Raw genomic sequence first — 25,925 nt, 5'->3', positions numbered from 1 at the left:
CGTGTTTGTTGTTTTTTTGTTGTTACACTCCTCTTTGGAAAGTTATGTCGTATGCACATGCAAGCACCTCTTTGCTTGCAAAGCTTTGTCCTTGTGCCGATGGAACAATTAAGCGCACGTGTGCTAACTGGTCGGTAGCGCTTGTTATGCGACCCAGTTTTATGTAAGGTAGTGGCACTAACCAACCTTTTGGCACCGATTCGCTTTTATATGTTAGTGCCATAAGGCTCGAAGATTTGTCGAACGAGGCTGTAAACGTTCCACTGGTTCGCGTAACTAACATTTTGTCTACTATACCGTCCCATCGCAAGTTTCTGTTAGATAGCATCAACGTATCGCCTTGCACGTTGGTTTCGTCGAACCTACAGAGCACGGTTGCTGTTTCGCCGTTTTTTAGTTTTTCGCCTGTTCCTTCGTTAACAATTTGCATATACACGCCCGAATTGTTTAAAAGAACATACTGGTTTTTGCTTACATCGGTTTTGTTGCCTTGCTTTTCGAACTGGGCTTCCGATATAACGTTTATTCCATGTTTTACTATAAACTTATTTATAGACTTGCGTTCGCGTTTCAATTGTTTGTCGTAAGAGTCGTTATCGCTACACGATGTAATGGCAATTGCACCTAACACGATGGCAAGTAGAAAGATAATCTTCTTCATTTGCTATATTTCTGTTTCCTTATATATTGATTGCAAAGGTAGCAAAATAAAACAAAAACACGTGTAAAGTGATGCCATAAAATATATAAAATATTGTAATTCGGTTTTGTTTCGTTTGTGTTGTGTTACAAAAAGAGTCGTTATGCTTCGGACATTTAAAATATTTGGAGAGGAGGGGATACAATTGTAGGAAATTCTATTCAGACGTTACCATTTTTTTAGAAACATATTGTTGGTCAGCAGTTTATAAGAGTGCATAGAACAATATATTGCAGCATAAAAAAAGGTATATGCGTTATTTGGATTGTTGCATTTTATGCATTGCGCAATAGGGGCATAAAGGCTGTAGTTTTTTGTGATATCTAAACCGCAATTCACAGACGTCTGTGGCAATCGTTTCAGACGTCTAAAACGCACGTTACAGATATCTAAAACGTAAGTGGTTGATATTTAACGATAGTTTCTAATATTTTTCAATGCACCATTTGTCAGCGTTCATTCCACCAAATCTGTTTAATGATGGTTGCATTTGTCCACGTTCATTCCGTCAGGCGTAGGGGACCGATTCATCGTGCCCGTATCCACGCAATTCCACGAAATGGCGTTATATTTTCCCACCGTTGGAATCCGATTCATCGTGCCCGTATCCACGCAATTCCACGAAATGGCGTTATATTTTCCCACCGTTGGAATCCGATTCATCGTGCCCGTATCCACGTAATTCCACGAACAAATGTTGCGTGTTTGCATTGGTTATAATTGGAATGTGGGCGCGATAAATCTGCCCCTACGCCTCACGGTGTGTCTATGAGCAGGTGTTACACACAATGAGAAACCCCCACGCTGTGTGCGTGAGGGTGTTGGCATTATTATTTTAGAAAACTAAGTTGAACCCGAAGCGAATTCCATGTTTAGAAATGCCCGGTAAGTTAGTATAGGTAAGACGTCGGACGTAATCAACCTCGAACATTTTAAATATGTTGTGTACACCAATTACAAGTTCCAAGTAAGGATTTTTGTTCATAACGTTGGTGCCTTCTGGAAACTTATACAGCTTTGTGTCGGCAGCATTCTGTGGCAACAATGGGTTATTCTTATCGGTGAGATGCCCCCACATTCCTTTAAATGCAATATATTCGCGCCACTTTAGTCGTTTAATAAGTGGGAGGCGGTTGAATATTTTTCCTTCCAAATCCCACGCAAGGTTGAATTGTGCATATCGGTCGTTAAGAAATTCCATATTTTCCATAAGGTTGAACGACCCCTGATGTTCGAAGAACGATGTATTAACAGGTGGCATAATTAGCAGATAGTAAGGCACTTTGTTCCACTGTGCGCCTGCTTTTATGCGAACGTCTAATTTTCCCCAGCTTCCAAACCATATACGTTTATATGCAGAAAGTTCGGTTAAGTTGTAGTTAAACTCTCCGCCCAGCATATTTTTTATGCCGAAGGTGTGCGTTAGTGTGAACTTTGGTGCATCTGCATTAACCTCGAATCGTTGCTGTTTAGAGTTTATGTAAGTTTGTCCGGGTCGGTAGTCGAGACCAATGGTGAACGCTGTTGTGCGCACTTTGTAGACCAGCGAACCATTCATACGTTCGTAAACCAGTTTACCCATTGGTTTATTACTTTCGGTACTTAGTTCTAACTGTGTAGCCAGCCCATAGTCTGTTTCCCATTTAAAGCCCACCTTTTGCCTGTTATATAAGTAAAGTTTTTCAACCTTAACCGGTCGGAACGCCATAAAAATATTGTCTTTGTTGTGCACCAAATATTTATCTGAAGGCGACTCTAAGTCTCTTCCCGATTCAATATATAGTGTACGAATAGGGAACTCAGTGGGTTGATACTCAGGTTTATTAAACGAGTATGTTAGCTTAGAGCCATAATAATGATTCTTAGATTTTGTTCCGTAGGCATAATATCCCTCAGCGAACCAGTGCGGACTAAGGTTAGCCGTAGTTCGTGCTGCCGCTCTTAACCGAATACCATCGATGTAGTTTTTGGATAGAAATGTATTTATCGGACCAATATCTATTTTGCTTGGTGTTTTATCTGAGCCAGTTTCTATAAAGTTCTCTGCAAAAACTTTCACTGCAAACATCACGGTTTTAAAGCCCTTTGTTTGTCCCATGCGTTTAATAAAGTTGCCCATGTTTTGTTCGCTTTTGCTTAGTGTGGTACTACGGTGCTGTGCCCAAAACTCATTGTTGCGCATTTTTGCGTTAGGGTCGTAAGTTTTCTTTGCTTTCCCCTTGAATAGCTGTGGGTCGATAGTGTTAAACGAATAGTTTTGCAGACTGGTTGTGCGCACTACAAGTATCTGTCGTAGCATGCTAACCAACTCCAATTCAGCCATCATATCATCTTTTGTAAGCACCCACTCGCCACTTTCAGGCAGTTTACTATATTCTTGTTTAAACTTCATAGCCGCAACAAAGTTTACACCAGTTCCTGCTGGTAGTTGCATATCGCACTTTCTAACGTGTAAGGAGCTATCGTTTAGCACATATAACTCGCCTCTGAATCCAAAGTCTTGTGGGTTTGCAGGCATAAACTGTAGTCGAATGCACTCATCGTTGTCCACTTTTAATGTATCGTCTATGTAGAAATGGTAGAACGAAATGGCAGCCGAACCAATTGGCGATGGAAATCGTGCTTGTAGCAAATCAATTTGGTCGTCGTACAAGTCAATATCCTTAAACAAGTCTTTCACAACCGTATTAATGGCATCACCAGTTTGAATGAGTTGCGAAATACCCTTTGTGCTTTGTCCTTTTATTATATCTTTTTCGTCTTTAGGATTCTTTCTGTATATGTGTTGCGTAACGGTTTCGTCTACCGATATAGGTAGAATCATTTTGTTATTGTAGGGGCACATCTCCACTTGCTCTCTTAGCCACGGTGCATTCTTAAACATTCCTACTTCTAATTGTGCCTGCGTAATGTTGTTTAATGCCATTGTAACCTTCTGATACTTATCGTATTGATAGAAGTCGTGGTTGTTTAAGTTTGTTTTGTGCTTAGCCGCTATAACCCTTCGCATAAGTTCTACAGCCGGATTATCTTTTCTGGAGTAGCGGTGTCGTCGTTTGGCTTTTATAACAACGCCTTCCAGTTGTTTCGACGACGATATTAATGTTATGAGAACATTGTCTGGAGTTTTCTCTGTGATTTTAATTTTGCGTGGTTTATATCCCACCGATGTAATTTCGAGTAGTTCTCCGTTGTGCCTTGCAATGTTAAAAATGCCGTGCTGATTAGCAGCCGTTGTAATTTTTAGACTTCTATATGTGGCATTTGCATACGCAATAGTGTCTTGTGTTTGAGCGTCAATCACGGTGCAATGCAGTTCTTGCGCCATTGTAGTTGTTATCCCAATGAATAGTCCGAGTAGCAAGAACGCTATTCTTGCTACTCGTATTTTTTGTGTTATGTTAGTCAATTTCTTCATCAGCTTCGTAGCCGCCCATTTCGCGGATTGCATTCTTGAGCATTGTATATTGCTCAAATAGGTTGTTTACAGCCTCTTCTCCGCGTGTAAAATCGTGCATTGGACTTTTTAGGTAGAAGCTTAAGAAGCGTTGAATACCATAGCGTCCGTCTCGTGCAGCAAGGTCGCTTAGTAGCGCGAGGTCTAACAATAGCGGTGCTGCGAGTATAGAGTCGCGGCAGAGGAAGTTTATTTTAATTTGCATTGGATAGCCCATCCACCCAAAGATGTCTATGTTGTCCCAGCCTTCTTTGTCGTCGTTGCGTGGCGGATAGTAGTTTATTCGTACTTTGTGATATATGTTTCCATACAAGTCTGGTTGTTCATCGGCTTTGCAGATGGTTTCTAATGTAGACAGTTTGCTTACCTCTTTTGTACGGAAGTTAGCAGGTTCGTCGAGCACGAGTCCGTCTCTATTGCCCAGAATATTTGTTGAAAACCAGCCGTTGAGACCTAACGAGCGTGTTTTTATGATGGGTGCGAATCCCGATTTAACGAGTGTCTGCCCAGTTTTAAAGTCCTTTCCTGCAATTGGCATACGTGTTTTCTCAGCCAATTGCCACATTGCCGGAATATCTACAGTGGTGTTTGGTGCTCCCATTATAAATGGACAGCCTTCTGTTAGTGCTGCATGTGCATAACACATTGATGGTGCAATGTGTTCGCAATCGTCGGCTTTCATTGCTGTTTCTAACTTCTCTAACGTGCTGTGGTAGTCTTCTTCGTATGGCACATATATCTCTGTAGATGCAGCCCATAGTACCACTACGCGGCTCACTTCTTTTTCCTGTTTGAAGTTTCTTATATCTTTGCGTAGTTCCTCTACCATTTGCCAGCGTGTAAGGTTTTTCTTCACATTGTCGCCGTCTATGCGTTTTGCATAGTTCTTATCGAAGGCAGCTTTAAATGGTTTTATAGCTTCTAGCTCGCTGCGTACAGGCTCAATGTCTTTTGCCTTTAGAACTTCGGCGTAAACGGCAGCTTGATAAGCGTTTTGTGGATATACGTCCCATGTGCCGAAAACGATATCATTCATATCGGCAATAGGTACAATGTCTTTGTAGTGTAGATATTTCTTGTTGTTTCCTTTTCCAACACGAATTTTGTCGTATTGTGTCATTGCTCCAATAGGCTTTGCTAAGCCTTTGCGTGCCATTAGAACTCCTGTCATAAAAGTAGTTGCAACGGCTCCACACCCCACAACCATAATTCCTAATTTACCTTCTGCGGGTGCAACTTTTCCTTGTTTCATTATTTATTGGTTTTAAATATTAAACGGTTATATAGACTTTTTATTGCAAGTAGGTATTCAAAAATAGCGTGTATGTGTTTGGCTATTGTTGTTCTTTTTGGTGTTTACTAATATTTTTCTGCCTCTTTTCTGCTGTTTTGCCATCTTTTGTGGGTGGTGCTGTGTGTTGTTTTCTTTTTTTGCTATTGGAACACTCACTGAGCATTTGGCTTTACTATATTGGTAATTGCTTATGAATACCTGCTTAATATTATATTTCCTTTTATGTTTCTTTATGTATTTAGTTCTTTCAAACTTGTTATTATGCGGTCTGCCACGCCTTGTTCTGGTTCGTTGTTTTGCCAGCTTTCTCCTTTTATCCATACAGTTTTGCAACCGATGGTGTGGGCTGGTACAATATCTTTTTCGTAGCTATCGCCTACAACTACTACATTTTGTGCAGGCAATTGTAGTGCTTCTATGCCCAGTTGATAGATGCGTGGATTGGGTTTGCGTATTTTTACCACTGCGCTTTCTATTATTTTGCTGAAGATTCCGTCTAAGTTGAATTCTTGTAACACTACTGATATGTTTCCATAGAAGTTGCTTACCAGTACGAGTGGATATTTATTTCTAAGTTTCAATAGTTCTTTCTTGCTTTGTTGTGTGGTTTCTGCAGTGTCTGCGTATATTTTTTCTACTATGTTTGTGTAGTTTTTAGCAAATGCGAAGCCTGTTTCTGCAATTATTCCTTGTCGTTGCAGATATTGGAACTGTAGTTTTATTTTCTCTTCTAATGTGCGGCGGAATGTGAAATTGGGCTGAATTATGGGTGTTTTGCCTAACGTTTGTTCTGCATAGACGTAGGCTTTACGATATTGTTGTTCGGTTATGGGTAGTTTAAGTTGCTGATATGTGTGCCATATTTTTATGCCCCAATGGCAGCCAGCGGTGTCTATGGTACCACCATAGTCGAATATATATCCTTCTATCATAGTGTGTTAGGTGTTTAATTGTTGGTACATTGTTTTACAAAGTTCTTCGTGTTGTTTGTGCATATACATATAAACTGCGGTGTAAACAACTATTTCTATAATGAGGTAAACCCATGGACAGTTTGCCAGAACTGTGATGTATATAATGATTGCGCGCGAGTTGAACGTTAAGAAGTTGGTGAGTGGCATAAGCGGGCGGCTACCTTTTAGGAACTGTTCTTTCCATTCGACTGGTATGTTTTCTACGTTCTGACCGTATCGTTCGGTTAGTTTGTGTTGTAGTTTCTGAAATTCGGGTGTGCGTCGCTCCTGACTTTTACAATAGTTTTGGTAGTTGTTGTGAAATGCTTTGTCCCAGAATCTGCCTTTCTTTCCTTTTAGGCTTTCTACAATGGCATGTTCTGCTGCATAGCTATCCAGTTCTGACCCTGCTTTGCCTTTTAAGAAATAGAGATGAATTTGCCTATAGTAGTCTGCCAGTGAGCTTTGTTGCGAATGACAAACTATGCCGGCTATGGCTGCTAATGCTAATGCGAGTGGGCCCCATTGTTCGGCTGTTCCCGGCATTGTTTGGTGCCAGAGTCGTAGCGAGATGGCAAGATAGATAGCAACGAACCATGTGTCGCCTGCAAAACCGTCTAAGCATCGTCCTTTCATAGACCGCTGGTTGGTGAGTCGGGCGAGTTGCCCATCGGTTGAATCGCAGAGGTTTGCTAATATCAAGAGTATTACACCTATTATATTATAGTACAGATTTTGAAAGTAGAACATTGCTCCTGCTGCTATGCCCAACACTATTGACAGAAGTGTTATGGTGTTGGGTGTTACGCCTAAACGATGCCATAGTAGGGCGAAAGCCAAACCTATGGGGCGTGTAAAGTGTATGTCGAGCCACTCTTCGGTGTCGTCCGATTTCATAGAAGCTTTTAATAGCTCGCCAAATTTTTTGTTTTCTATGTTCATTTTTGCAATTTGTTGCTGTGTAAGAGTGTTGTCTGAATGTTTTGTTTTTATATTTTCAGTTGCATTGCAACATATAGGTTAATGGCTTTTGCTGCCTCGTTTTTGCAGCGCGAGAAGCTGGGCCAATCGTTAAAATCAATAATGTAGAATGTTCCTTCTGCTGTTACAATGGCGTCGCCTCCGTACACTGGTGTGTTGGCAAGTGTGGCAATGTGGTTGGCTGTGGCTTCCAGTGCTTTCCATTGGAATGGAAAGTGGTGTGCGGTGCCGTTGTGTTGTTCGTCGGCAAATTTGGTTATACCGTCGTCGGTGGGGTAGTAGTAGCGAAAGAAGTGGGTGTTGTTTACGCCATAGAACTTCACTAAATCGCCCTCTACGTGTGCTTGTACCACAGTGTTTGTTATGCCTCGTTTGCTAAAAGCTGTTTTTGCCTGTTGCAGTTGTTTTTTGTTGGCACAATATATAATGTCGTTTTCCGACTGTGCAGCCTCGTCGCCACGTTTTAACCAATAGCCTTTGTTGCCCTCTTGTGGTGGAATGGGTATGTTGGCATTGCGCATTAGCTTTGTAATAAGGCTACGTTGGCAGTTGCGTATGCCGTTTGTTGGGTTCACCACACATTTTTGTGCTGCATATTTTTCTATCATTTGCAATGTGTGTGGCAGTCGTCCCATATTCAATATAATGTTTGCTTCTGCTAAATGGTGTGCTTTAAGGTTGTTTTCGGCAATTATTTTTGCATTCAATGGTTGTGCTACGGCAGCCAGAATGTCGTAGTCTTTTTCTACCGAATGGGGCGAGAAGCGTGTATCGCGTTGTATTGCTATGGTTTGCATGTGGTGTTGTTTAAAAATATTTCTGCTTTTTCTATGTCGGCAGCGTGGTCAATGTCGAGTACTTTTGTAAACACGTGTGCTATTGTTTTGTATCCATCGGCAATTAGTGCGCGCTGAAAGTTTCTCATTCTGCTATTGTTTTGTTCTATGCAGTGGTGTAAGGTTTGTAGTGTTTTGGGGTGTAGTCCGTATATGCCTCCCGATATGTAGGAACAGTTGTGAATGTTTTGGTCGTAAAATCCTGTAATATTCAGGTTGTTGTCGGTGCCTACATAGAGAGGTTTTTCGTCGTCAACGAATGGTGTTACGCCCATGTATGCTTGTACGCCGTTTTCAATGGCTTTTGTAAAAGCGTCTATGTATGTTTTAAATTCGTTTTCGTTGAAAATGGTGTCTACCGTTGTTAGCACAAAAGGCTCGTGTGTTAGCCATTTACTAATGGCTTCAAAGCTGTGCATAGAACTGGGTGTCGATTTTGCTATAAAGCGCAATGTGGTGTTCTTGTCTTTCAGTTTGTGTTGCTGTATGTGGGCGAGGTGCGTTGCTACGTCGGTCATTTCTTCGTTGCAAACCACCACTATTTCGGTTGCATTGTTGTTGCAGAACACCCGTATGAGGCGGTCTATAAGGGTTTCGCCATTGATTTGTACCAATGGCTTTGGCACTGTTATGCCCTCTTTAGCAAGTCTTGAACCGTTTCCGGCTGCAATAATGGCGTACTTCATAGCTTGTTTCTCTACACAATGGGTATTATTATTGTTTTATTGGAAACACAAAGATACGTCTTTTAAATGGAAAACGAAAACTGAATATCAGTTTTTTTGCTATAATAATAGTAAGATTTTCTACATTGTGGTTTGTGCAGTGTGTGTTTTATAGCAAGGTTGTGGTGCAACTATGCGTGGGCGAATGTGCACTGATATCTAAAAGAATATTCTTAGATATCTAAAAGGAAGCTCTCAGATATCTGAAAGGAAGCTCTTAGATATCTGAAAGGAAGCTCACAGATATCTAAAAAAAAAGACCAGCACTATGCATAGTGCCAGTCTTTTATATGTGTTTGTTTTCGAGTGCCAATGTGTGTTTGGCACAACGTTGCAGTGTTTATAGGTCGAACTTGTAGCCCAATGTAATTTGGAATACAGAGTTTTTGTCGTCTCCGTGCTTGTAAATCTTAGTTAGACCCCAGTTGTAGCGTGCATCGAGTTGGAAGTTTGCATACTCGTAAGAGATGCCAACAGGAATAGAGAAGTCTACGCTCTTAACATCTGGCTCAGAAGAAGTCTTAACAGCTAAACCGAGAGCAGTTGCTTTTGTGTCGTATTTTGCATTAACTTTAAAACCTGGTTGTACACCTAGTTTAACAGCTAAACCTTTAGTAACGTATACGTTAGCAAGAATAGGCACGTTAATGTAGTCTAATTTGGTAGTAGCAGTGTATTTTGCACCTGCATTTTCCCAATCGCGTTTAGTACCTTGCATAGAGTAGATTGCACCTGCAGAAAGAGAGAAGATGTCTGAAACCTGATATTCAGCCTCTAAACCAGCTGCCAAACCTACACGTGGGTCGGTGTCTTTAGTTTCTGTTACGTTAGCAATATTAACACCAATTTTTGGTTGTAGATTAATTGAACCAACTGCGTGTTGTGCATAAGCACCAACAGAAGCAAGCATTATAGCTGCCGATAAAATAATCTTTTTCATTTCTTTCTAGTATTTTGTTTGTTTATAAATTATCTTTTCTGGTTGCAAATGTACACCTTTTTTCTGTTTGCACTCAAATATTTTATTAGAAAAAAGAAATATAAATGATAAAAATTGATAAAGAACAATTTCTTTTTGTTTGTGGCAAACAAAATCGCCTGTCTACTCTTTGCGAGCAAACAGGCGTGTAATTATGTGTTTTCTTAGAGGAGAGTGCCTATTATCTAATATTTTTTAGTATTGCGAGAAGATGGTCCCAAACCATTTGCGCTGTAGGTATTAGCAAACGTTCGTCGGGTGTATGTACGAAACGAAGCGTAGGTCCAACGCTCATCATATCTACGTTAGGATACTTCTCAGATATCAGTCCGCATTCCAAACCAGCATGGATACCAAGCACTTTAGGCTCTTTGCCAAATAGTTTTTTATACTCTTCTACCGCTACATCAACAAGTTTAGAGTCCGGATTCATTTTCCAACCGGGATAAGGGTCGTGTTGCGTTACTTCGGCACCTGCCATTTCGAAACAAGCCTTAACAGTGTTGCCCATGTTTATGAGCGCACTTGGCACGTTAGAACGTTGCGATGCAATAACGGTAATAGTGTTTTCGTCTGTTTTTACAACAGCAATATTGCTAGAAGTTTCAACCATGTAAGCAATGGCTTCGTCCTGACAGTTGGTGAGCGGACCGTTATCTACAGCCTGCACAGCCATGATAAGCCGGCGAGCAACATCTTTCTCAATTACTGGACGCGCCTCTGTGCTTTCCATTCCCCATACAGCGTTAGGGTCAGACACGTGATACTCTTCTTCAACACCCTTTGTAAACACGTTCCAGTCTGCCATAACTTCCTCTTTCTTATCAGCAGGAACAGCAAAAACAGCCTTGCCATCGCGTGGAATGGCATTATCTAATTTGCCCGAATTCCATGCAGCAAGGCGCACATCTATCTTGCTTTGCTCCATGTAGAGAAAGCGTCCAATGAGCTTAATGGCATTTGCGCGCTTCTTGTTAATGTCGTCTCCAGAGTGTCCGCCAATCAATCCCTTAACACTAACTTCCATAAAGAAGTAGCCAGACGGTGCACTCTCGCGTTTAAAATTAAACACACAATCGGTAGTAACACCACCAGCACAGCTAACGAAAATTTGTCCTTCGTCTTCCGAATCCAAATTAATAAGGTATTCGCCAGTAAGCCAATTAGGCTCTAAACCAAAAGCACCAGTAAGTCCTGTTTCTTCATCTACTGTGAAGAGACACTCTATTTTTCCGTGTTCAATATCGTCAGAATCGAGTATAGCTAATTCGTATGCCACACCAATACCATCATCGGCACCCAGCGTAGTGCCTTTTGCTTTTAGCCATTCACCATCTATATAGGTTTGAATGGCATCTTTGTGGAAATCGAAATCTAAGTCTACAAGCTTGTCGCAAACCATATCTATATGGCTTTGCAATATAATGGTGGGTGCGTTTTCCATACCTTTCGTTGCAGGTTTAGTAATAAGCACGTTGCCAGTCTTATCTACTTTTGTATCCAAATTGTGGTTTTTGCCAAACTCCACAAGAAACTCTATCATCTTTTCCTCATGTTTAGAAGGACGAGGAATCTGATTAATTTTTGCGAACTGCTCGAATACACGAGCTGGTTTTAATTCACTGTTTGTCATTTTTAATAGTATTTGTTTTGTTATATTCTTGATTTGTGCTACCTTTGCCAGAAATATTAGATGCAAAGATAAGTAAAATGGTTGAAACTTTACTGTTGAGTGTGTTAATAATTGCTATTGCAATGCTATTGCTTTCGGTAAGAGTGCTATTAAAAAAAGGTGCTAACTTCCAATCGCAACATATACACGATAATAAATATATGCGCGAAAAAGGAATACATTGTGTTATTGATCAAGACCGCGAGGCACGTGCCTCTAACAAGGCTTATTAAGAAATATGGCAGAACACACCCATTGATTATAACGAATGAATATTAATAAAAACATAAAAATGAAAAGTACTTTAAGTGCATTGGCAGTCGTAATAATGGCATGCGGTATAATGTCTTGTAACAAGCAACCACAAGCTAACGACACAAAGGAAACACCAAAAACAGCAGCTACAACAGCCACTGCAGGTTCGCAACAAATAGCCTATGTAGAGATCGACTCTATTATGGGACAATACAAATATTGGAAAGAAGTTACAAAAATACTCGAAGCAAAAGAGAAGAATATACAGAAAACTCTTGCCGGAAAGCAACAAGCTTTGCAACAAGCTGCGGCTAACTTCCAACAAAATGTGCAGGCTAACAAGTTTACACAAGCACAGGCACAGCAAATTCAGGCTGGTATTCAGAAGCAAGCTGCCGACGCTGAGGCTTTGCAACAACGTTTAGGAGCTGAGTATCAGAAAGAGGTTGCAAAATATAATAAGGCTCTTTCAGACAGTGTACACAACTATCTGAAGACTTATAATAAAGATAAAAAGTATGTTATGATACTTGCTAAGAGTGGCGATAACATTCTTTATGCCGACGATGCTTGCAATATTACAAGTGATGTGTTGCAAGGAATGAACAAAGCATACACAGGATTGAAGAAATAGAATATTATTTTTATTTTCATTTTAGTGACTTTTTTTCTGTAGTGATACAGAAGAAAGAACATTGTTATTTGAGTATAACAATGAACATACAGACAAAGATTTGAGGTTAATAACGAAGGATGTGTCGCGATTGACACGTCCTTTTTTTATGCAAAACACACAAACTGTTGTGCAAAAACATATTACTGGATTTACAATAGCATTTGTTTGGTGTAGCAAACAAGTGTTTCTGAAACTTCAGAGTGGTTAGATATTCTTAGCGGTTATAAGTTTTTTTGTTCTTTTATAGTTGTAAAAAAACGTAGCAATAGTAGTGTTTGTAAAACACGAAATAAGCATAGAGTTGCTACGAGAATAGTATTCTTAAGAGCTCTATGCTTTCAACCCAAATCGGTTGTTAAAGCTAAACATATTTTGTTTTATTATCGTGCAGATTGCCTGTCTGGGTAATGCAAGTGTAGCGGGCTACGTAAAGTTGCACGGACACACAATCTGCCTATAAGAATATAAAAGATGTTAGCAAACAATATCATCGCAATACGAACTATACATATTATGATGTAATGCCCTATTTGCTTTAAAATGCTTTTATTTTATTACTCTTGCGCTAATAATGCGTATATCGTTTACGGGTCTATCGTTGCTATCGGTTGTTGTTTTTTGTATTTTCTCAATAACGTTTAAACCGTCAATAACTTCGCCGAAAACAGTGTACGAACCATCGAGATGAGGTGTGCCACCTTGCGTTTTATACACTTCGCAAAGTTCGGGAGTTAGTTTTGCCTGTCCGTTGGTATATTTGTCTATTCTGCTTTGCGCCCATTCCAACTGCTTGTCGGTAAACTTTTGTCCCCAAACAATGTAAAACTGTGTAGACGATGATGCTCTTTCGGGATTAACGTTATCGCCCTCGCGTGCGGCTGCCAGTGCGCCTCGTTTATGGTAGTGCTTAGGAAAACAAATTTCGGCAGGTATGCTATATGCTTCTGGCGTATCGCCAAGCTGTTGCCCTGGCTTTGCTGTTTTCGAAGCTAAATCGCCTGTTTGCACCATAAAGTCTTTAATAACACGATGAAATAGCACCCCATTGTAGGCACCAGAACGCACTTGTTTCAGAAAGTTGTCGCGATGCTTAGGAGTGTCGTTATATAATGCAAGCACTATTGTTCCACTATCTGTAACAAGTTCCACTTCGTGCTGAGGCTCGCTTTGTGCTTGTGCCAGAACTGCAACAAGGCAGAGCAAGCAAATAAAAATAGTTCTCTTCATATTTCTTCGCTTATTTCAGGCATTTGTCCAATTCGGCTTTTATTGCCTCTTTATCCATATTCTGACCAATGAATACAAGCTTTTGCATACGGTCTCCATAAGGCTCTTCCCAGTCTTTCTTTAGTTTCGGATTTTTCTCAAGAAACTCACGAAGCTCAAAGGCTGGCATTGTGGCATACCATTGTCCGGCATTGCGCAGGGTAACTTGCTTACCAGCCTGTTCGAAAACATAGCAGGTGTCTTTTTCGTTGTCGAAATAGCACAACCCTTTACACCGTATAATGCTTTTGTGCCACTTACGTGCAACAAAGTCGTCGAAAAAGTTTAAGTCCATTGGCTTACGAGCATAGTAAACAAAAGTGTCTATATTGTATTCCAAAGCCTCTCCACTTTCTTCGTTCTCAAGGTGGTCATGGTGGTGGTCGTGATGATGGTGATGATGGCGTTCGTGCCCATGTTCGTGTTCATCGTCATCGTTTTCAATGGCGGCAATCCACGAAGCGGAGGTTGCTACTTTATCGAAATCGAAGTCGTTTGCACCTAAAATGCGTTCAAAATCTACATCTCCGTAGTTGCATTCAATCATTTCTGCCTTTGGTTGCAGTGCTCTTACTATTTTTCGCACCTTATTTAGTTCTTCAGCCGATACATCGTCTACCTTGTTTAGCAGTACAATGTTGCAAAATTCTATCTGCTGTATCAGCAAATTCTCTATATCGTCCTCTTCTAAATTTTTCTTTAGAAGGTCGTTTCCAGCAGAAAACTCATCGCACATACGCCGTGCATCAACAACGGTAACAATGTTTCTAAGCACCGCACGCCCATCTTTAGCAAGGTCGGGATATACTTGCGGATAAGCGCAGATGGTTTGTGCTATTGGTGCAGGCTCGCAAATGCCACTTGCCTCTATCACAATGTAGTCGAAACGGTTTTGTTTAACAATGTCGCTAAGCTGTTTCACCAAATCCATTTTTAGCGTGCAGCAGATGCAACCATTCTGCAATGCCACCAACGAATCGTCTTGTTGGTCTACCACACCGCCTTTTTCTATGAGGTCGGCATCTATATTCACTTCGCCAATATCGTTTACAATAACAGCGAACTTTATGCCTTTATTGTTACTAAGAATTTTGTTTACGAGTGTTGTTTTCCCGCTTCCAAGATACCCTGTAAGCAGTAAGACGGGCGTTTCGTTCTGTTTCATATATTATATAATGTATGTTTTATTATGATGTTTCTACTATACAAAGGTACAATAATTATATTATAATTGTGCTACATTGGTGGTTTTTTGCTTGCATTTCTGTGTTTTATTTTCTTTATACGCTCTCTGTAGTTTTGCTTTCTTCGGTGTTAGTTGCCTTTTAGTGCATAAACGCCTCTGTGTGGAAGCTAACCAAAGCAAACCAAAAAGCGGTTTTTAGCCGTTATAACATAGCACTATAAAGTTTCTGATTTTACAGATATCTAATTCGCAACTGACAGATATCTAAAACGAGTGCGACAGATATCTAAAACAAGTGCGACAGATATCTAAAACAAAAACAACGAATATCTGACTGTTTTTCCTAAGTTTTTTCTGCATATTATTTATCGCCATTCATTTCCCCACGCATATTTGCAATCCGTTCGCCTAATGGTGTGTGTTCGCCACGCATTATTCCAATCCGTCAGTAGCTGTAGGGGACCGATTTATCGCGCCCGCATATACAAAACACTCACATACAATGAATACATACCCACAAAATGATGACAACCACCCACAGAAATGATAACAGATATATACGGGCACGATGAATCGGATTTACGTTGGAGTGTGTACGAAATTATTGCACTTGCAGTAACTCCATTTGGATATATTGTTTATCTATTCATTACGATTAAAAAGAAAATCACATGATATTTGTTATTCTCTGGAGAATCCTCTGCAACACGCTTTCGTTGCTAACAAGTATAGATGCTGTGCCTGTCATTCCACCGATAATTTTATACTTGCAATCCGTTACCTTTACCTGTGCTGTGAACACGTTGCCTGCTGCCGTTTGTCGGGGTGTATGCATTGTGGCTGTTATCGTACCATTGGCTGCACCATACATTTCTGTATCGTATCCCTCCAACTCAATGCTGACGTTCTTTCCTTTTTTTACAGTATTCACGTATTTATAAGGAATATCTACTGTGCCTTGTTGCCTGTCGGTCATCTCAATTCTTGCACTGATGGTTTCGGGATAAGGTATAAAATATGCACCTACTAACAGTACTAATATAACAATGGTGATGATGGTGATGCCATAGCGCACTATTCCTGATGGTATTTCGCCAATGATATGTCTTACTTTCTCGCTGCGGAGTTCTATCTTGCTGTCTGCCATAGTGTTTCTCTATTATTAGTTGCCTAATTCTAACTGATTTTTCACGAGGTTATAGTATGCACCACGCTTTGCCGTGAGTGTTTCGTGGTTGCCTGTTTCCACTACTTTGCCTTTATCCAATACCACAATCTGGTTGGCATTCTTCACCGTGCTTAGTCGGTGAGCCACTATAACCACGGTCTTACCTTTATAGAACTCGTCCAGATGTTCCACAATCATACGTTCGTTGTTGGCATCGAGCGAGTTGGTAGCTTCGTCAAGGAAAATGTAGTCGGGATTCTTATATACGGCTCTTGCTATCAGTATGCGCTGTTTTTGTCCCTGACTTAATCCTACACCATCGCGCCCAATCTTTGTGTTGTATTTTAGGGGCAGTCCCATTACATAATTGTGAATACAAGCTATCTCTGCAGCCGTCTGCAATCGTTGTTTGTCTATCTCCTTATCGTCTACGGCTATATTGCGAGCTATCGATTCAGAGAATATCACGCCGTCCTGCATCACCACGCCACATTGTCTGCGCCACCACTTTTTATTTAGTGTGTTTACATCTGTTCCACCAATATTGATTTGTCCACCCAGCACGGGATAATAGCCCAGCATAAGTTTGATGAGCGTGGTTTTTCCGCTACCCGATGCTCCGACAATGGCTGTTACCTTGCCTTTGGGAATTGTTAGGCTTACATCATCTATGATAGTTTTCAGTGCGTGTGGGTCGTATTTAAAGTTTATGTTTTCCATGTCTATACCCTTAGTTTCGTCAGTTACTGAAGTTTCTAATCCTTGTTTTCCGTTCTCATCGTCCATGCGATGTATTTCGTTTATACGTTCAAGACTAATCCTCACGTCTTGCACAGAATAGAAGAAACTCATTAGCTGTTCCACGGGCGAGTTGAGCTGTCCTATAATGTACTGCACGGCAAGCATCATACCCAGTGTTAGTTGTCCGTGAATAACAGCAGTTGCTGCCACCACGGTGATTACGATATTCTTCAGTTCGTTGATGAATATGCTGCCAGCCTCCTGCGTTTGTTGGAGCTTTAGCGATTTCATCTGTACGTTGAACAAATCAGCCTGCACGTCCTCCCATTCCCAGCGTCTGCGCTGTTCACAGTCTTGCAGTTTTATCTCCTGCATAGAGGTAATAAATTCGTAGGTTTTATTGTTGTTGATGGCTTGCTGCTCGAAAAGTTCGTAGTCGAGTACCTTTCTGCGCCTTAGAAATAGTGCAAGCCAACCGCCATAAAGCAGACTGCCGAGCATGAAAATGGCGAAGACAAGCCAATTATAGGATAACAATACAATGCTGAATACAATAAAGGTAAAGAGCGAGAACACAATACTGAGCGTTTGTTGTGTCAGAAACGAGTTTACACGGTTGTGGTCGCCCATACGCTGCATAAGGTCGCCCATTAGTTTGGTATCGAAGAACGACATAGGCAACTTTAAAAGCTTAATAAAGAAATCGCTTACCAACGAAATGTTTATGCGCAACGAGATGTGGAGCAACAGCCAACGGCGGATAAAATCGATGGCAGTTCGGCTAATGGTAAGCATCAGTTGTCCAAGGAGTATCAGCCATATAAAGCCAATATTTTGGTTTTTAATGCCCACATCTACGATAGATTGTGTGAGGAAAGGCAGAATGAGCTGCAACAAACTGCCCACCAGTAAACCTAAAACAATTTGACCGAAATACTTACGATATTGCTTAATGTAACCAAAGAGGAACTTAAACGAGCGTTCCTCTTTAGGTTCTTCGTCCATCTTCTTTTCATAAAATGCAGGTGTTGGTTCTAAGAACATAGCGATACCCTTTTCCTCACCGTCCGATTGTGTGCTTACCCAGTGCTTCTTAAATTCCTCGAGATTGTATTTAACAAGTCCCTTTGCGGGGTCAGCAATGTAGAAGGTCTTGCCTTTCTTGACTTTGTATAGTACAACAAAATGATTTTGATTCCAATGGAGGATGCAGGGTAATATTACTCTTACCAATTGATTTGTTTCTACTCTCCCGCTAATCGTTTTTATCCCAATCTCTTTTACAGTTTCAGAAATGCTCAATAGCGAAACTCCCTCCGTCGTAGAATGACAGTATTGAGATATGAATTCTGTAGAGTATTTTCTTCCAAAATAGCAGCATACCATTTGAATACAAGCAATACCACATTGCATGGAGTCCTTTTGTTTATATGCCCTAAAGCTACTCATACGAATATTATAATCGATTTGTATTTATGCCGAATTTTTTAGGACGCACATTGAGTTTTTTTCCAAACTGGTAAGATATTGATATTTTTAATACTCGATATGGCTTATAGTCATATATATAAGTTATGTCGTTAGATTTTATGATAGACTTCGTGTGTGATGCCAACATATTTTGATATTCTATACCAACTGATAGTTTCTTGCCAAAGAGGAAATATTTTAATCCAAAGTCTATTCTATATCTTGAAGGACTTTCTCCTACGATATCTCTCTCTTTTGCCTGATACTGCCCCCATAGGTTAGCCATCAAAGTCTTTTGCCGATTAAAATAGATATTATTATTTATATATAGGAAAACAGATGTCTGACTTATGTTTTCAAAATTGTACCCATCCATAGGTTTGGAGATGAGCGTATAGACACTACCACTTATAGAACTATCAAACCATACGACCTTATCAAAATAGTAAGAAACATCTAAGCTATACATCTGTTTCTTCATTATATTATCTATTGTTATTGTTGTCAACTTCTTGCTATTATCAATAAAAGTATGAGAAGCAATGACACGATTTTTCCACATTGCACTAGCTGACAATGAAAGATCTCTCCAAGTATAGCCTAATTCTACTGAATATGCCTTTTCTGGTAATAATTTAGGATTACCTGTTTGAATAGTATGGGAATCAATATAGGTTGTAAATGGATTTATATCTACGTAGCTGGGACGATTAATTCTACTCGAAACACTCATAGACAGGGAATTATTATCATTCCAACTATAATTCAGGAAAACTGTAGGAAAAAAGTCAAATTGATTATTTCGAGTGTGAGAATTTAACTTTAAAGAGTTTCCATCTAATACCCCATACTCTCCACGTAAACCAATTTTGGTTTCTAGTTTATCAGACAGCTTATACCTTATATCGGCATAAGTAGCAAAAATCTGTTCACGATACACAAAATGGTCGTTCAAATCATAATCATTAGTTATATAATCATAATTTGTTCTATTATCTGTCTTGGATTGTGAATAAGCAGCACCACCAGATAGAGTAACATTCCCTATAGGCAATTCTAAATCGACTTTGCCCTGATAAACATTGATATCTGTCTTAGGACGATTTAAGTAACCTAAACTTTCATCGTATGTGGTCTGAAGTTTAATATGGTCATTGATTGAATAATTCAAATAATCTATATTTACATTTATAGAACCATCTTTATTGATAATATTGTTGCCAAGATAATGTAAATTTGCACTAGTACGGTGATACTTGCTATCAAAATCTGTAAGCGTCTCAAAATATTTAGAATTATCACCAGTCCTGGAGGAAATCGAGGTAGCTGTTTTTTTATCAGCATCAGGATACATATTGTTATAAGTAATAATAGCCCCTAACGCAGAGTTTTTAGTCAATCCATAATCTACTCCAGCTGTAAGAAGGAAATAATTATTAGATTTAAGTTTGTTGTTAGTTGTACTCCATGTTTCAAGAGGGTAATATATATACGTTTTACTGTCGGTCTGCATTGTACCTAAACCTTTTCCTACACTTATGTATGCCTCAAGCTGATTTTTTTTATACTGCATACTACAATTAATTCCATCATACAAACGCTCTTTGATGGATAATTGATTTGTTAAGTAACCTCCGAAATAATTATTCTGTATCTTTTTTGTTACAAAATTGATAATACCAGCATTGCCTTCCGCTGAATACTTGGCTGGGGGTGTTGTCATCACTTCGATTTGGTGCAAATTGCCAGAAGGTTGTGAACTGAGAAACGCAACCAACCCTTTCATGTCCATTTTGAGTTCACGTCCGTTCAGCAGAAATATTATCTTTCCCTTACTGATCATGCTAATAACATCATCTTGTACTATTATCCCTGGAGTTTGTTTCAGTATATCCATAAAGTTTGATGCTACAGCATTAAGCTTTTGGGCATCGAATACTATGCGATCTATCTTCCGATGTGTAAGAGGCGTTTTAGATGTTACTACAACCTCAGCTAAATCTGTGGCAGCTGAATCCAATATAACATTAATAGAAATATCTTTATCATCTCCATTAAATTTATGAGTATAGTCTGTGTAGCCAAGACATGAAACACTAAACGATAGGGCTTTATATGGCATAACCTCAATTGAAAAATTACCAGTAGAGTCACTATATGCCCTCGTAATTGTAGTTTCCAAACTATCTTTTACTACAAGAGTAGCCATACTAATGGTTTTCCCTTGTGTATCTGTGATTTTACCAGACAATTTAATATTCTGACCACAAATAGTCTGTGTATTTATAAAAACTATGAAAAATAGAATCCATTTACTCATTGTATCTTTCTATCATTGATTTTACCCAAAAATCTGTTATTAAATAATCACTTAAAGATGTATCAATACTTTTTAAGGAACAAATATCTTTTGACCATTTCCCATTATGTTCCAATAGCTTTTGACTACATGGTCCCATACATACAGGTAGCATTTTACAATTAAGACATTCTTTATTTTCAAATGTAGCTATAGCTAACCTTTGAGCTATCAGATCCTCATCTATGTCAATAGTTCCATCAGCCTTTAATATCCCGTATTGAGTATTCTTGGAGAGTGTACGTCCATTACATTTATGAATTGTCCCATCGTAGTTTATAACAATAGAGTTTTTTGTATCTGATGGACATGAATAAGGAAAGCCTCTGAAAGTACCTTGGTTTACACAAAAACCTTCTTCTATAAATTTTTTAAGAAATTCTCTTAAAAGCTTTTTATGCACTTCTGTTGATTCTTTTTCAGTTTGCCAAACTCTTTCAAAATGAACAAAAATCTTTTTTCTATCTATGTCCTTTATTTTGTCTAAGATTTCTGGAATACCATGTAATGTTGTATTATCATAGTTTATCCTTAATGTAACAAAAAACTTTTCTCCTTGTATCTCTTCTGTCAATTTGTGTATTACCCAAAGAATATGGTCGTATGTCGGTTTGTTCCCTTTTTTCCAAATCCTTACTTTATCATGATGTTCTTTATCGCCATCAAGAGTTATCTGTAGATGTGGATTTAAATACTTCAGTTTACTAATAATTTCCTCATCTATAAGAGATGCATTAGTTACAAAGAAACAAGAAAAATATTTTCCAGCATTCTCTACTAGCGTTTTTATTTTTGATAGAAGTGGATAGGTTATTGAGTTAAAGTCAGTAAAGGGTTCACCGCCAAATAACGTAATAAAGAAACTATCAAAGGAGTTTTTCCCAATTTCTTTATTAATATATTTTATGATTTTAGATGCAGTTTCCTCATTCATGTGGGTATTGGGAATGTGATTTTCATAGCAATACCAACATTTTAAATTACAATCTTGAGTTGGATAGACAACTATTCTTAACTCACGTGAACCAAAAGTTGCTATTTTATTTTTATATCTGATAATAGCCAATTCATCTCTTGTGTCAGGAATGATTACTCCAAGTTCACATAAATTTTGGTATGCAACTTTATATTTATTTTTAAATTCATCAATCTGTAAAGACTCAAAAGCATTACAAATACTATTGGATAAAGCTACATATGAGTTTGTAAATGAATTGAATATCAACGAAGCTTTTTCACTTCGTATAATTATATTATAACTACTTTTTTTCATGATTAAGACATTTGTGTAAAATGGTGCATTATCAATTCGGACACAATAATGCACCATACGGAAAATGTAACTTATGGCTTCAATGTAGTAGAACCATCTAGATGTGCAGGACGACAGTCCTTTCCACAATGGTTTCCACCTCCACCATCACAACCAGAACCACAATGATTTCCACTAGTCATTGCAACAGAAATACCACCATGTACAACGACCATTTCTTCATCAGTAAGGATTGCTCCTTCTAAAAAATCGAAATTTGCCATAAAAATTAAATAATTAATTGAAAAAATATACATTCATGACTTTCATGAATGATTAGTCATCGATATGTTAACATAATTATCATTTGACTACATTTGCAAATATATAAAAAAAGTAATACATTACAAAATAATCAAGTGTTTTTTTTGAATTTATCTAATAACTATCAATAGAATAGATTAAAAGACTTCTATATTCAATCAATATAGAGCAGTGTTAATCAGTGTCCGTTGGAATAGTTCCTTTCCTACAATTTTTATTATTGCTGTCCGGTAAAACTTTTTGGGTCTACCCATGTTAGATAAAATAGACTCAAATTTATTATTTGTTAGAATAATCTGTTATTATAGGTTTTTTCTTACCAAAATAAGCGCATTTTATAATGCTTACAATTTGAAACTGAAAACCAAGCCCATAGATGAGTAAAACGGCTGCAATACCGATGGATAAAGAGACACAGAGGTTTCAGTTTATTTTTACCGGACAGCAATAAATTTTTATAAGTCAGACGCCTTATATAGTATCTTCCCAGCAAAGTGCGTGTAAGGTATAATCTTTCTGTCGCGATAGTCCTGTAAGGTGCGTGGACTGATATACAGCCGCTCGCATACTTCTTTACCTGTGAGGAAGTGCTCACCGCCAAAGAGCGGCTTGTGTGTCTGTGCAACTTCCTTAATTCTCTTGTTTACTCCACTGATAGCGGACAGCACCACCTGCATGTCGTCCGCCTCCATATTTAAGTCCCTTACCTGTTCCATAATCTTCCTATTTATTTGCACTACACTTGCATATTAGCATATTAAACGAGCGTTCCTCTTTAGGTTCTTCGTCCATCTTCTTTTCATAAAACGCAGGAGTAGGTTCTAAGAACATAGCGATGCCCTTTTCCTCACCGTCCGATTGTGTGCTTACCCAGTGCTTCTTAAATTCCTCGAAATTGTATTTAACAAGTCCCTTTGCGGGGTCAGCAATGTAGAATGTCTTTCCTTTCTTGACTTTGTATAATACAACAAAATGATTTTGGTTCCAATGGAGGATGCAGGGGTAATGATCCTCCCAAAGTTTATTAATACTGATTCTTCCGCTGATAGTTCGTAATCCAAGTTGCAAAGCTGTTTCATTAATACCAAGTAATGAGACTCCTTCTGTGGTTGCAAAGCAAATTCTAGAAAGATATTCTATTGAATATTCGATTCTAAAAAAATTACATACCATCGCAAGGCATGCAACTCCACACTCCATCGCATCATGTTGCTTAATAAAAGGGAAGTTACTCATTACATTCTTTCTTTTTCTTCTTCATTAGAGTGTATCTTATCATGCTGGATTGCATGTTTTGACCCGGCAGAAAAACTAAATGTTACACTGACAAAGAATTTTCGGGAAATGAAATTAAAATCTGTACGGTGCTCAAAGTCACCGTTCTTGAATATTTGTTGGTTCTTTCCTCTGCTATTCAGCAAGTCTTTTACACCAAAATTGATATTCAGCTTGTCTTTCAAACAACTATAATCCCCCTCTATATCTACTCCAAAGTAATCTGATTTCTGAATAAGATAAAGTTGTTTATAATGCCTGATATATCGTAAATTAGCCATTGCAGTAAGTTGCTTGGACAACCTGAAACGATTAAAACTTGACAGGACAAGCCCAAAGTCATTAACACGCTTGGTACTGTTCCGATAAAAGTTCTCACTTAGCTCGACATTACTTCTGCTATTCCATATACCACATGTGAAAGGAAATTCTATGTATAAAGCTAATTTCTTTAAATTGCCATCATTTCTTAATGTGTAGCGTGTTTGTTGTTCGTTCATCTGTTCGTATACCTCATTGATTTTTCTATCAATAAAAAATGCAGATAACGAGAAAACATATCTTGACTTCAAAACGAATTGTAGTGCTGCATTGTACAGCAATTCGCCTTTCAGATTAGGATTACCTTCCTTATAAGATGTTTCGGACAGATGAAAAACAAATGGATTTACCATCTGATACGACGGACGGTTTATCGATTGTGTATAACTAAGCGACAGGGCATTCCCTTGTCCCATGTTTTTTCTCACAAAGAAAGACGGGAAGAAATTATTGCCTTTTTGGTTGTTATGTAATTGGGTTCTAACTCTTTGTTGGGTATTCCATTCTGTATATTCGTCACGTAGTCCCACTTGAAAATCCCAAGGTCGTGAGGAGTACCTGTACATTCCATATATCGCATATCGTTGCTCATCATAACTGAAATTATCCCGTTGGTCAACATCTTCCGATAACACTCCTCCTAATGTCGTGTTTCCGAGATATAGCTTATTATCATAATGGATACCGGCATTGACATACTTGACACCAATCGTAAACTGATGGCGGTTGAAGAACTTTGTAAAATCTACCTGTGCACTATATATGTTGATGTGTTCGGATGAGGGTTGCGATTTAGATATAATACTATCCCCACCTATACCTAAGGTGTATTTATTCTCATACTCGTACAAATCATGTTCTCTTTCTCCTACATAATCAGCAAGAAGGTTCAGCTTACTGCCCAGTGTATCTGTTTTCCATTCATAATTTAAAGTAACATTATTGGTATTAGGTCTTAAAGAGTATGGAGCATAACTTAGAATATTTGTTTGATTAGGACTATTATCGGTAACGGTAGAATGAACCCAACAGGCATTGGCATAATCCTTTGAATAGTTGCCCAACCATTCTACGCCTAAATAATGCTTTGGAGATATATAAAAGTCGATGCCCAACTTAGGCATATAATAAAGACTTTTATTTGTAGTTTCAGATATACTATTGACGATAATGTTTTGTCCATAGTCGCTTTCAGATATCTTACTATGACTTGCCGACTGCCCTAATGCCATATTAGCATAAAGAGCAACGTTCCCCCACGAATAGGTTACCCCTGCAAATTCCGAAAACAGGTTCTTGCTTTTCCGTTCGTATTCACTGCCCACATAACCTGATAGTCCGTACTCATGTTTCTTCTGACGGTTAATAACAAGAACGCCCGTGCCTCCTTCTGCATCATACCCGGCTGTTGCCTGAGGCAGCAACTCCAAATTCTTTATATCATTACCGCGCAAGGATGATAAATATCTTTTGAGCTGCGCCCCGCTTAACCTTACCAATTTTCCATTTTCATATATTTTGATACCATTGCCCATAATGGTAATACCACCTTCTCCATCATAATTTACACCCGGAATCAAATTCAATATATTAGAAAGAGAACGTGCCTTTAACAATTTACTATGCTCTACACTAACTATCATTCTGTCAGCTTTATGTTGAACAAATGGTCTTTCTGCTAATACAGTTACTTCAGAAAGATTTATTGTATCTGATATTGAGGTATGTTTGTTCTGTGCAAAGCCCGTTAGTACACATTGCAAAAAACAAAAAGAAAGGATGTATAAATACTTTTTCATAGGGACTTTGGGCAATTTACATCAGGATAATCCCAATGTTTTGGACCATATTTTCTTACAATATCTCTATAACATACATAAGAATATCTAATGGTTGTTTTTGCGAAAATAGTCTTTTTTTCTTTAGATTGCAAGAATTTTCTCCGAAATTTCGATGGGAATCGAGAATTTAACAATTAAACTGCCGTAAAATGCACACTAATTAACCTTTGGGCATATTCATGGCTGTGCTTTTT

General features: G+C 38.7%; 22 protein-coding genes. 3 read left to right on the top strand and 19 right to left on the bottom strand.

The annotated features are described in order from the left end of the window. Positions 1–22: 22 nt before the first annotated feature. The 9 genes from DX009_RS10480 to DX009_RS10440 all read right to left on the bottom strand — a co-directional run bounded on the left by DX009_RS10480 (position 23) and on the right by DX009_RS10440 (position 11,558). The gene (locus DX009_RS10480) at positions 23–661 is read right to left on the bottom strand and encodes a DUF4827 domain-containing protein (protein WP_115084040.1); all 639 of its coding nucleotides are present in this window, start codon (positions 659–661) and stop codon (positions 23–25) included. Between the two features lie 874 nt (positions 662–1,535). Continuing rightward, positions 1,536–4,118 carry a DUF5686 family protein gene (locus tag DX009_RS10475; protein ID WP_115084039.1) on the bottom strand — a complete coding sequence of 861 codons (2,583 nt, stop codon included), beginning with the start codon at positions 4,116–4,118 and terminating at the stop codon, positions 1,536–1,538. Beyond that, complete coding sequence (locus DX009_RS10470; protein ID WP_115084038.1) at positions 4,102–5,409, bottom strand: inositol-3-phosphate synthase; 1,308 nt, start codon at positions 5,407–5,409, stop codon at positions 4,102–4,104. The genes DX009_RS10475 and DX009_RS10470 overlap by 17 nt, the downstream gene beginning before the upstream one ends. Before the next feature lie 272 nt (positions 5,410–5,681). Further along, entirely contained in the window at positions 5,682–6,383 is a 702-nt protein-coding gene (locus tag DX009_RS10465) for an HAD family hydrolase (protein ID WP_115084037.1), read from the bottom strand. A 6-nt stretch (positions 6,384–6,389) separates the two neighbouring features. Then, positions 6,390–7,346 carry a CDP-alcohol phosphatidyltransferase family protein gene (locus tag DX009_RS10460; protein WP_115084036.1) on the bottom strand — a complete coding sequence of 319 codons (957 nt, stop codon included), beginning with the start codon at positions 7,344–7,346 and terminating at the stop codon, positions 6,390–6,392. A gap of 47 nt (positions 7,347–7,393) precedes the next feature. Next, a complete protein-coding gene (locus DX009_RS10455) occupies positions 7,394–8,182 on the bottom strand; it encodes a hypothetical protein (RefSeq protein WP_115084035.1) in 789 nt (262 codons plus the stop codon). Further along, on the bottom strand, positions 8,170–8,907 hold the full coding sequence (locus tag DX009_RS10450; RefSeq protein WP_115084034.1) for a nucleotidyltransferase family protein: 738 nt from the start codon (positions 8,905–8,907) through the stop codon (positions 8,170–8,172). Before DX009_RS10450 ends, DX009_RS10455 begins: the two co-directional genes overlap by 13 nt. Positions 8,908–9,286: 379 nt before the next feature. Further along, complete coding sequence (locus DX009_RS10445; RefSeq protein ID WP_006046432.1) at positions 9,287–9,886, bottom strand: porin family protein; 600 nt, start codon at positions 9,884–9,886, stop codon at positions 9,287–9,289. A 220-nt stretch (positions 9,887–10,106) separates the two neighbouring features. Continuing rightward, positions 10,107–11,558, bottom strand: coding sequence for an aminoacyl-histidine dipeptidase (locus tag DX009_RS10440; RefSeq protein WP_115084033.1), 1,452 nt, complete (start codon positions 11,556–11,558; stop codon positions 10,107–10,109). Positions 11,559–11,635: 77 nt separating this feature from the next. Between DX009_RS10440 and DX009_RS10435 the strand changes: the two genes are divergently transcribed. Together DX009_RS10435 and DX009_RS10430 are read left to right on the top strand one after the other, a co-directional pair. Beyond that, entirely contained in the window at positions 11,636–11,830 is a 195-nt protein-coding gene (locus tag DX009_RS10435) for a hypothetical protein (protein WP_174262618.1), read from the top strand. A gap of 59 nt (positions 11,831–11,889) precedes the next feature. Continuing rightward, positions 11,890–12,486: an OmpH/Skp family outer membrane protein gene (locus DX009_RS10430; protein ID WP_040595930.1), complete on the top strand. Its 597-nt coding sequence runs from the start codon at positions 11,890–11,892 to the stop codon at positions 12,484–12,486. Between the two features lie 588 nt (positions 12,487–13,074). Here DX009_RS10430 and DX009_RS10425 read toward each other — a convergent pair. Then, the gene (locus DX009_RS10425; protein ID WP_115084032.1) at positions 13,075–13,755 is read right to left on the bottom strand and encodes a peptidylprolyl isomerase; all 681 of its coding nucleotides are present in this window, start codon (positions 13,753–13,755) and stop codon (positions 13,075–13,077) included. Positions 13,756–13,765: 10 nt separating this feature from the next. After that, the gene (locus DX009_RS10420; protein ID WP_115084031.1) at positions 13,766–14,959 is read right to left on the bottom strand and encodes a CobW family GTP-binding protein; all 1,194 of its coding nucleotides are present in this window, start codon (positions 14,957–14,959) and stop codon (positions 13,766–13,768) included. 564 nt (positions 14,960–15,523) lie between these two features. Between DX009_RS10420 and DX009_RS13745 the strand changes: the two genes are divergently transcribed. Further along, positions 15,524–15,655, top strand: a complete 132-nt coding sequence (locus DX009_RS13745) for a hypothetical protein (RefSeq protein WP_262510432.1) — start codon at positions 15,524–15,526, stop codon at positions 15,653–15,655. Here the strand turns inward: DX009_RS13745 and DX009_RS10415 are convergent. The 8 genes from DX009_RS10415 to DX009_RS10380 all read right to left on the bottom strand — a co-directional run bounded on the left by DX009_RS10415 (position 15,648) and on the right by DX009_RS10380 (position 25,689). Continuing rightward, positions 15,648–16,127 carry an RND family efflux transporter gene (locus DX009_RS10415; RefSeq protein WP_115084030.1) on the bottom strand — a complete coding sequence of 160 codons (480 nt, stop codon included), beginning with the start codon at positions 16,125–16,127 and terminating at the stop codon, positions 15,648–15,650. The genes DX009_RS13745 and DX009_RS10415 overlap by 8 nt on opposite strands. A 15-nt stretch (positions 16,128–16,142) precedes the next feature. After that, positions 16,143–18,338 carry a peptidase domain-containing ABC transporter gene (locus tag DX009_RS10410; protein ID WP_115084029.1) on the bottom strand — a complete coding sequence of 732 codons (2,196 nt, stop codon included), beginning with the start codon at positions 18,336–18,338 and terminating at the stop codon, positions 16,143–16,145. Between the two features lie 7 nt (positions 18,339–18,345). Continuing rightward, entirely contained in the window at positions 18,346–20,679 is a 2,334-nt protein-coding gene (locus tag DX009_RS10405) for an outer membrane beta-barrel family protein (RefSeq protein ID WP_115084028.1), read from the bottom strand. Beyond that, positions 20,672–21,991 (bottom strand): radical SAM/SPASM domain-containing protein, encoded by a 1,320-nt coding sequence (locus tag DX009_RS10400; RefSeq protein WP_181792355.1) that lies wholly within the window; start codon positions 21,989–21,991, stop codon positions 20,672–20,674. Before DX009_RS10400 ends, DX009_RS10405 begins: the two co-directional genes overlap by 8 nt. A 71-nt stretch (positions 21,992–22,062) precedes the next feature. Beyond that, positions 22,063–22,254 carry a hypothetical protein gene (locus DX009_RS10395; protein WP_147278684.1) on the bottom strand — a complete coding sequence of 64 codons (192 nt, stop codon included), beginning with the start codon at positions 22,252–22,254 and terminating at the stop codon, positions 22,063–22,065. 495 nt (positions 22,255–22,749) lie between these two features. Further along, the gene (locus DX009_RS10390) at positions 22,750–23,010 is read right to left on the bottom strand and encodes a helix-turn-helix domain-containing protein (protein ID WP_115084025.1); all 261 of its coding nucleotides are present in this window, start codon (positions 23,008–23,010) and stop codon (positions 22,750–22,752) included. A 7-nt stretch (positions 23,011–23,017) separates the two neighbouring features. After that, positions 23,018–23,530 carry a cysteine peptidase family C39 domain-containing protein gene (locus DX009_RS10385; protein ID WP_115084024.1) on the bottom strand — a complete coding sequence of 171 codons (513 nt, stop codon included), beginning with the start codon at positions 23,528–23,530 and terminating at the stop codon, positions 23,018–23,020. Next, entirely contained in the window at positions 23,530–25,689 is a 2,160-nt protein-coding gene (locus tag DX009_RS10380; RefSeq protein ID WP_115084023.1) for an outer membrane beta-barrel family protein, read from the bottom strand. The genes DX009_RS10385 and DX009_RS10380 overlap by 1 nt, the downstream gene beginning before the upstream one ends. Positions 25,690–25,925 lie beyond the last annotated feature (236 nt).

The sequence above is a fragment of the Prevotella pallens genome (genome assembly GCF_900454935.1).
Lineage (GTDB): Bacteria > Bacteroidota > Bacteroidia > Bacteroidales > Bacteroidaceae > Prevotella > Prevotella pallens.
Note: the sequence above shows the minus strand (reverse complement) of the source record. Positions and strands in the feature narration are given on the sequence as shown.

What these genes read in the sequence shown, in the direction of transcription:
- DX009_RS10480 (WP_115084040.1), bottom strand. Translation starts at nt 661, where the DNA reads ATGAAGAAGATTATCTTTCTACTTGCCATCGTGTTAGGTGCAATTGCC.
- DX009_RS10475 (WP_115084039.1), bottom strand. Translation starts at nt 4,118, where the DNA reads ATGAAGAAATTGACTAACATAACACAAAAAATACGAGTAGCAAGAATA.
- DX009_RS10470 (WP_115084038.1), bottom strand. Translation starts at nt 5,409, where the DNA reads ATGAAACAAGGAAAAGTTGCACCCGCAGAAGGTAAATTAGGAATTATG.
- DX009_RS10465 (WP_115084037.1), bottom strand. Translation starts at nt 6,383, where the DNA reads ATGATAGAAGGATATATATTCGACTATGGTGGTACCATAGACACCGCT.
- DX009_RS10460 (WP_115084036.1), bottom strand. Translation starts at nt 7,346, where the DNA reads ATGAACATAGAAAACAAAAAATTTGGCGAGCTATTAAAAGCTTCTATG.
- DX009_RS10455 (WP_115084035.1), bottom strand. Translation starts at nt 8,182, where the DNA reads ATGCAAACCATAGCAATACAACGCGATACACGCTTCTCGCCCCATTCG.
- DX009_RS10450 (WP_115084034.1), bottom strand. Translation starts at nt 8,907, where the DNA reads ATGAAGTACGCCATTATTGCAGCCGGAAACGGTTCAAGACTTGCTAAA.
- DX009_RS10445 (WP_006046432.1), bottom strand. Translation starts at nt 9,886, where the DNA reads ATGAAAAAGATTATTTTATCGGCAGCTATAATGCTTGCTTCTGTTGGT.
- DX009_RS10440 (WP_115084033.1), bottom strand. Translation starts at nt 11,558, where the DNA reads ATGACAAACAGTGAATTAAAACCAGCTCGTGTATTCGAGCAGTTCGCA.
- DX009_RS10435 (WP_174262618.1), top strand. Translation starts at nt 11,636, where the DNA reads ATGGTTGAAACTTTACTGTTGAGTGTGTTAATAATTGCTATTGCAATG.
- DX009_RS10430 (WP_040595930.1), top strand. Translation starts at nt 11,890, where the DNA reads ATGAAAAGTACTTTAAGTGCATTGGCAGTCGTAATAATGGCATGCGGT.
- DX009_RS10425 (WP_115084032.1), bottom strand. Translation starts at nt 13,755, where the DNA reads ATGAAGAGAACTATTTTTATTTGCTTGCTCTGCCTTGTTGCAGTTCTG.
- DX009_RS10420 (WP_115084031.1), bottom strand. Translation starts at nt 14,959, where the DNA reads ATGAAACAGAACGAAACGCCCGTCTTACTGCTTACAGGGTATCTTGGA.
- DX009_RS13745 (WP_262510432.1), top strand. Translation starts at nt 15,524, where the DNA reads ATGATAACAGATATATACGGGCACGATGAATCGGATTTACGTTGGAGT.
- DX009_RS10415 (WP_115084030.1), bottom strand. Translation starts at nt 16,127, where the DNA reads ATGGCAGACAGCAAGATAGAACTCCGCAGCGAGAAAGTAAGACATATC.
- DX009_RS10410 (WP_115084029.1), bottom strand. Translation starts at nt 18,338, where the DNA reads ATGAGTAGCTTTAGGGCATATAAACAAAAGGACTCCATGCAATGTGGT.
- DX009_RS10405 (WP_115084028.1), bottom strand. Translation starts at nt 20,679, where the DNA reads ATGAGTAAATGGATTCTATTTTTCATAGTTTTTATAAATACACAGACT.
- DX009_RS10400 (WP_181792355.1), bottom strand. Translation starts at nt 21,991, where the DNA reads ATGAAAAAAAGTAGTTATAATATAATTATACGAAGTGAAAAAGCTTCG.
- DX009_RS10395 (WP_147278684.1), bottom strand. Translation starts at nt 22,254, where the DNA reads ATGGCAAATTTCGATTTTTTAGAAGGAGCAATCCTTACTGATGAAGAA.
- DX009_RS10390 (WP_115084025.1), bottom strand. Translation starts at nt 23,010, where the DNA reads ATGGAACAGGTAAGGGACTTAAATATGGAGGCGGACGACATGCAGGTG.
- DX009_RS10385 (WP_115084024.1), bottom strand. Translation starts at nt 23,530, where the DNA reads ATGAGTAACTTCCCTTTTATTAAGCAACATGATGCGATGGAGTGTGGA.
- DX009_RS10380 (WP_115084023.1), bottom strand. Translation starts at nt 25,689, where the DNA reads ATGAAAAAGTATTTATACATCCTTTCTTTTTGTTTTTTGCAATGTGTA.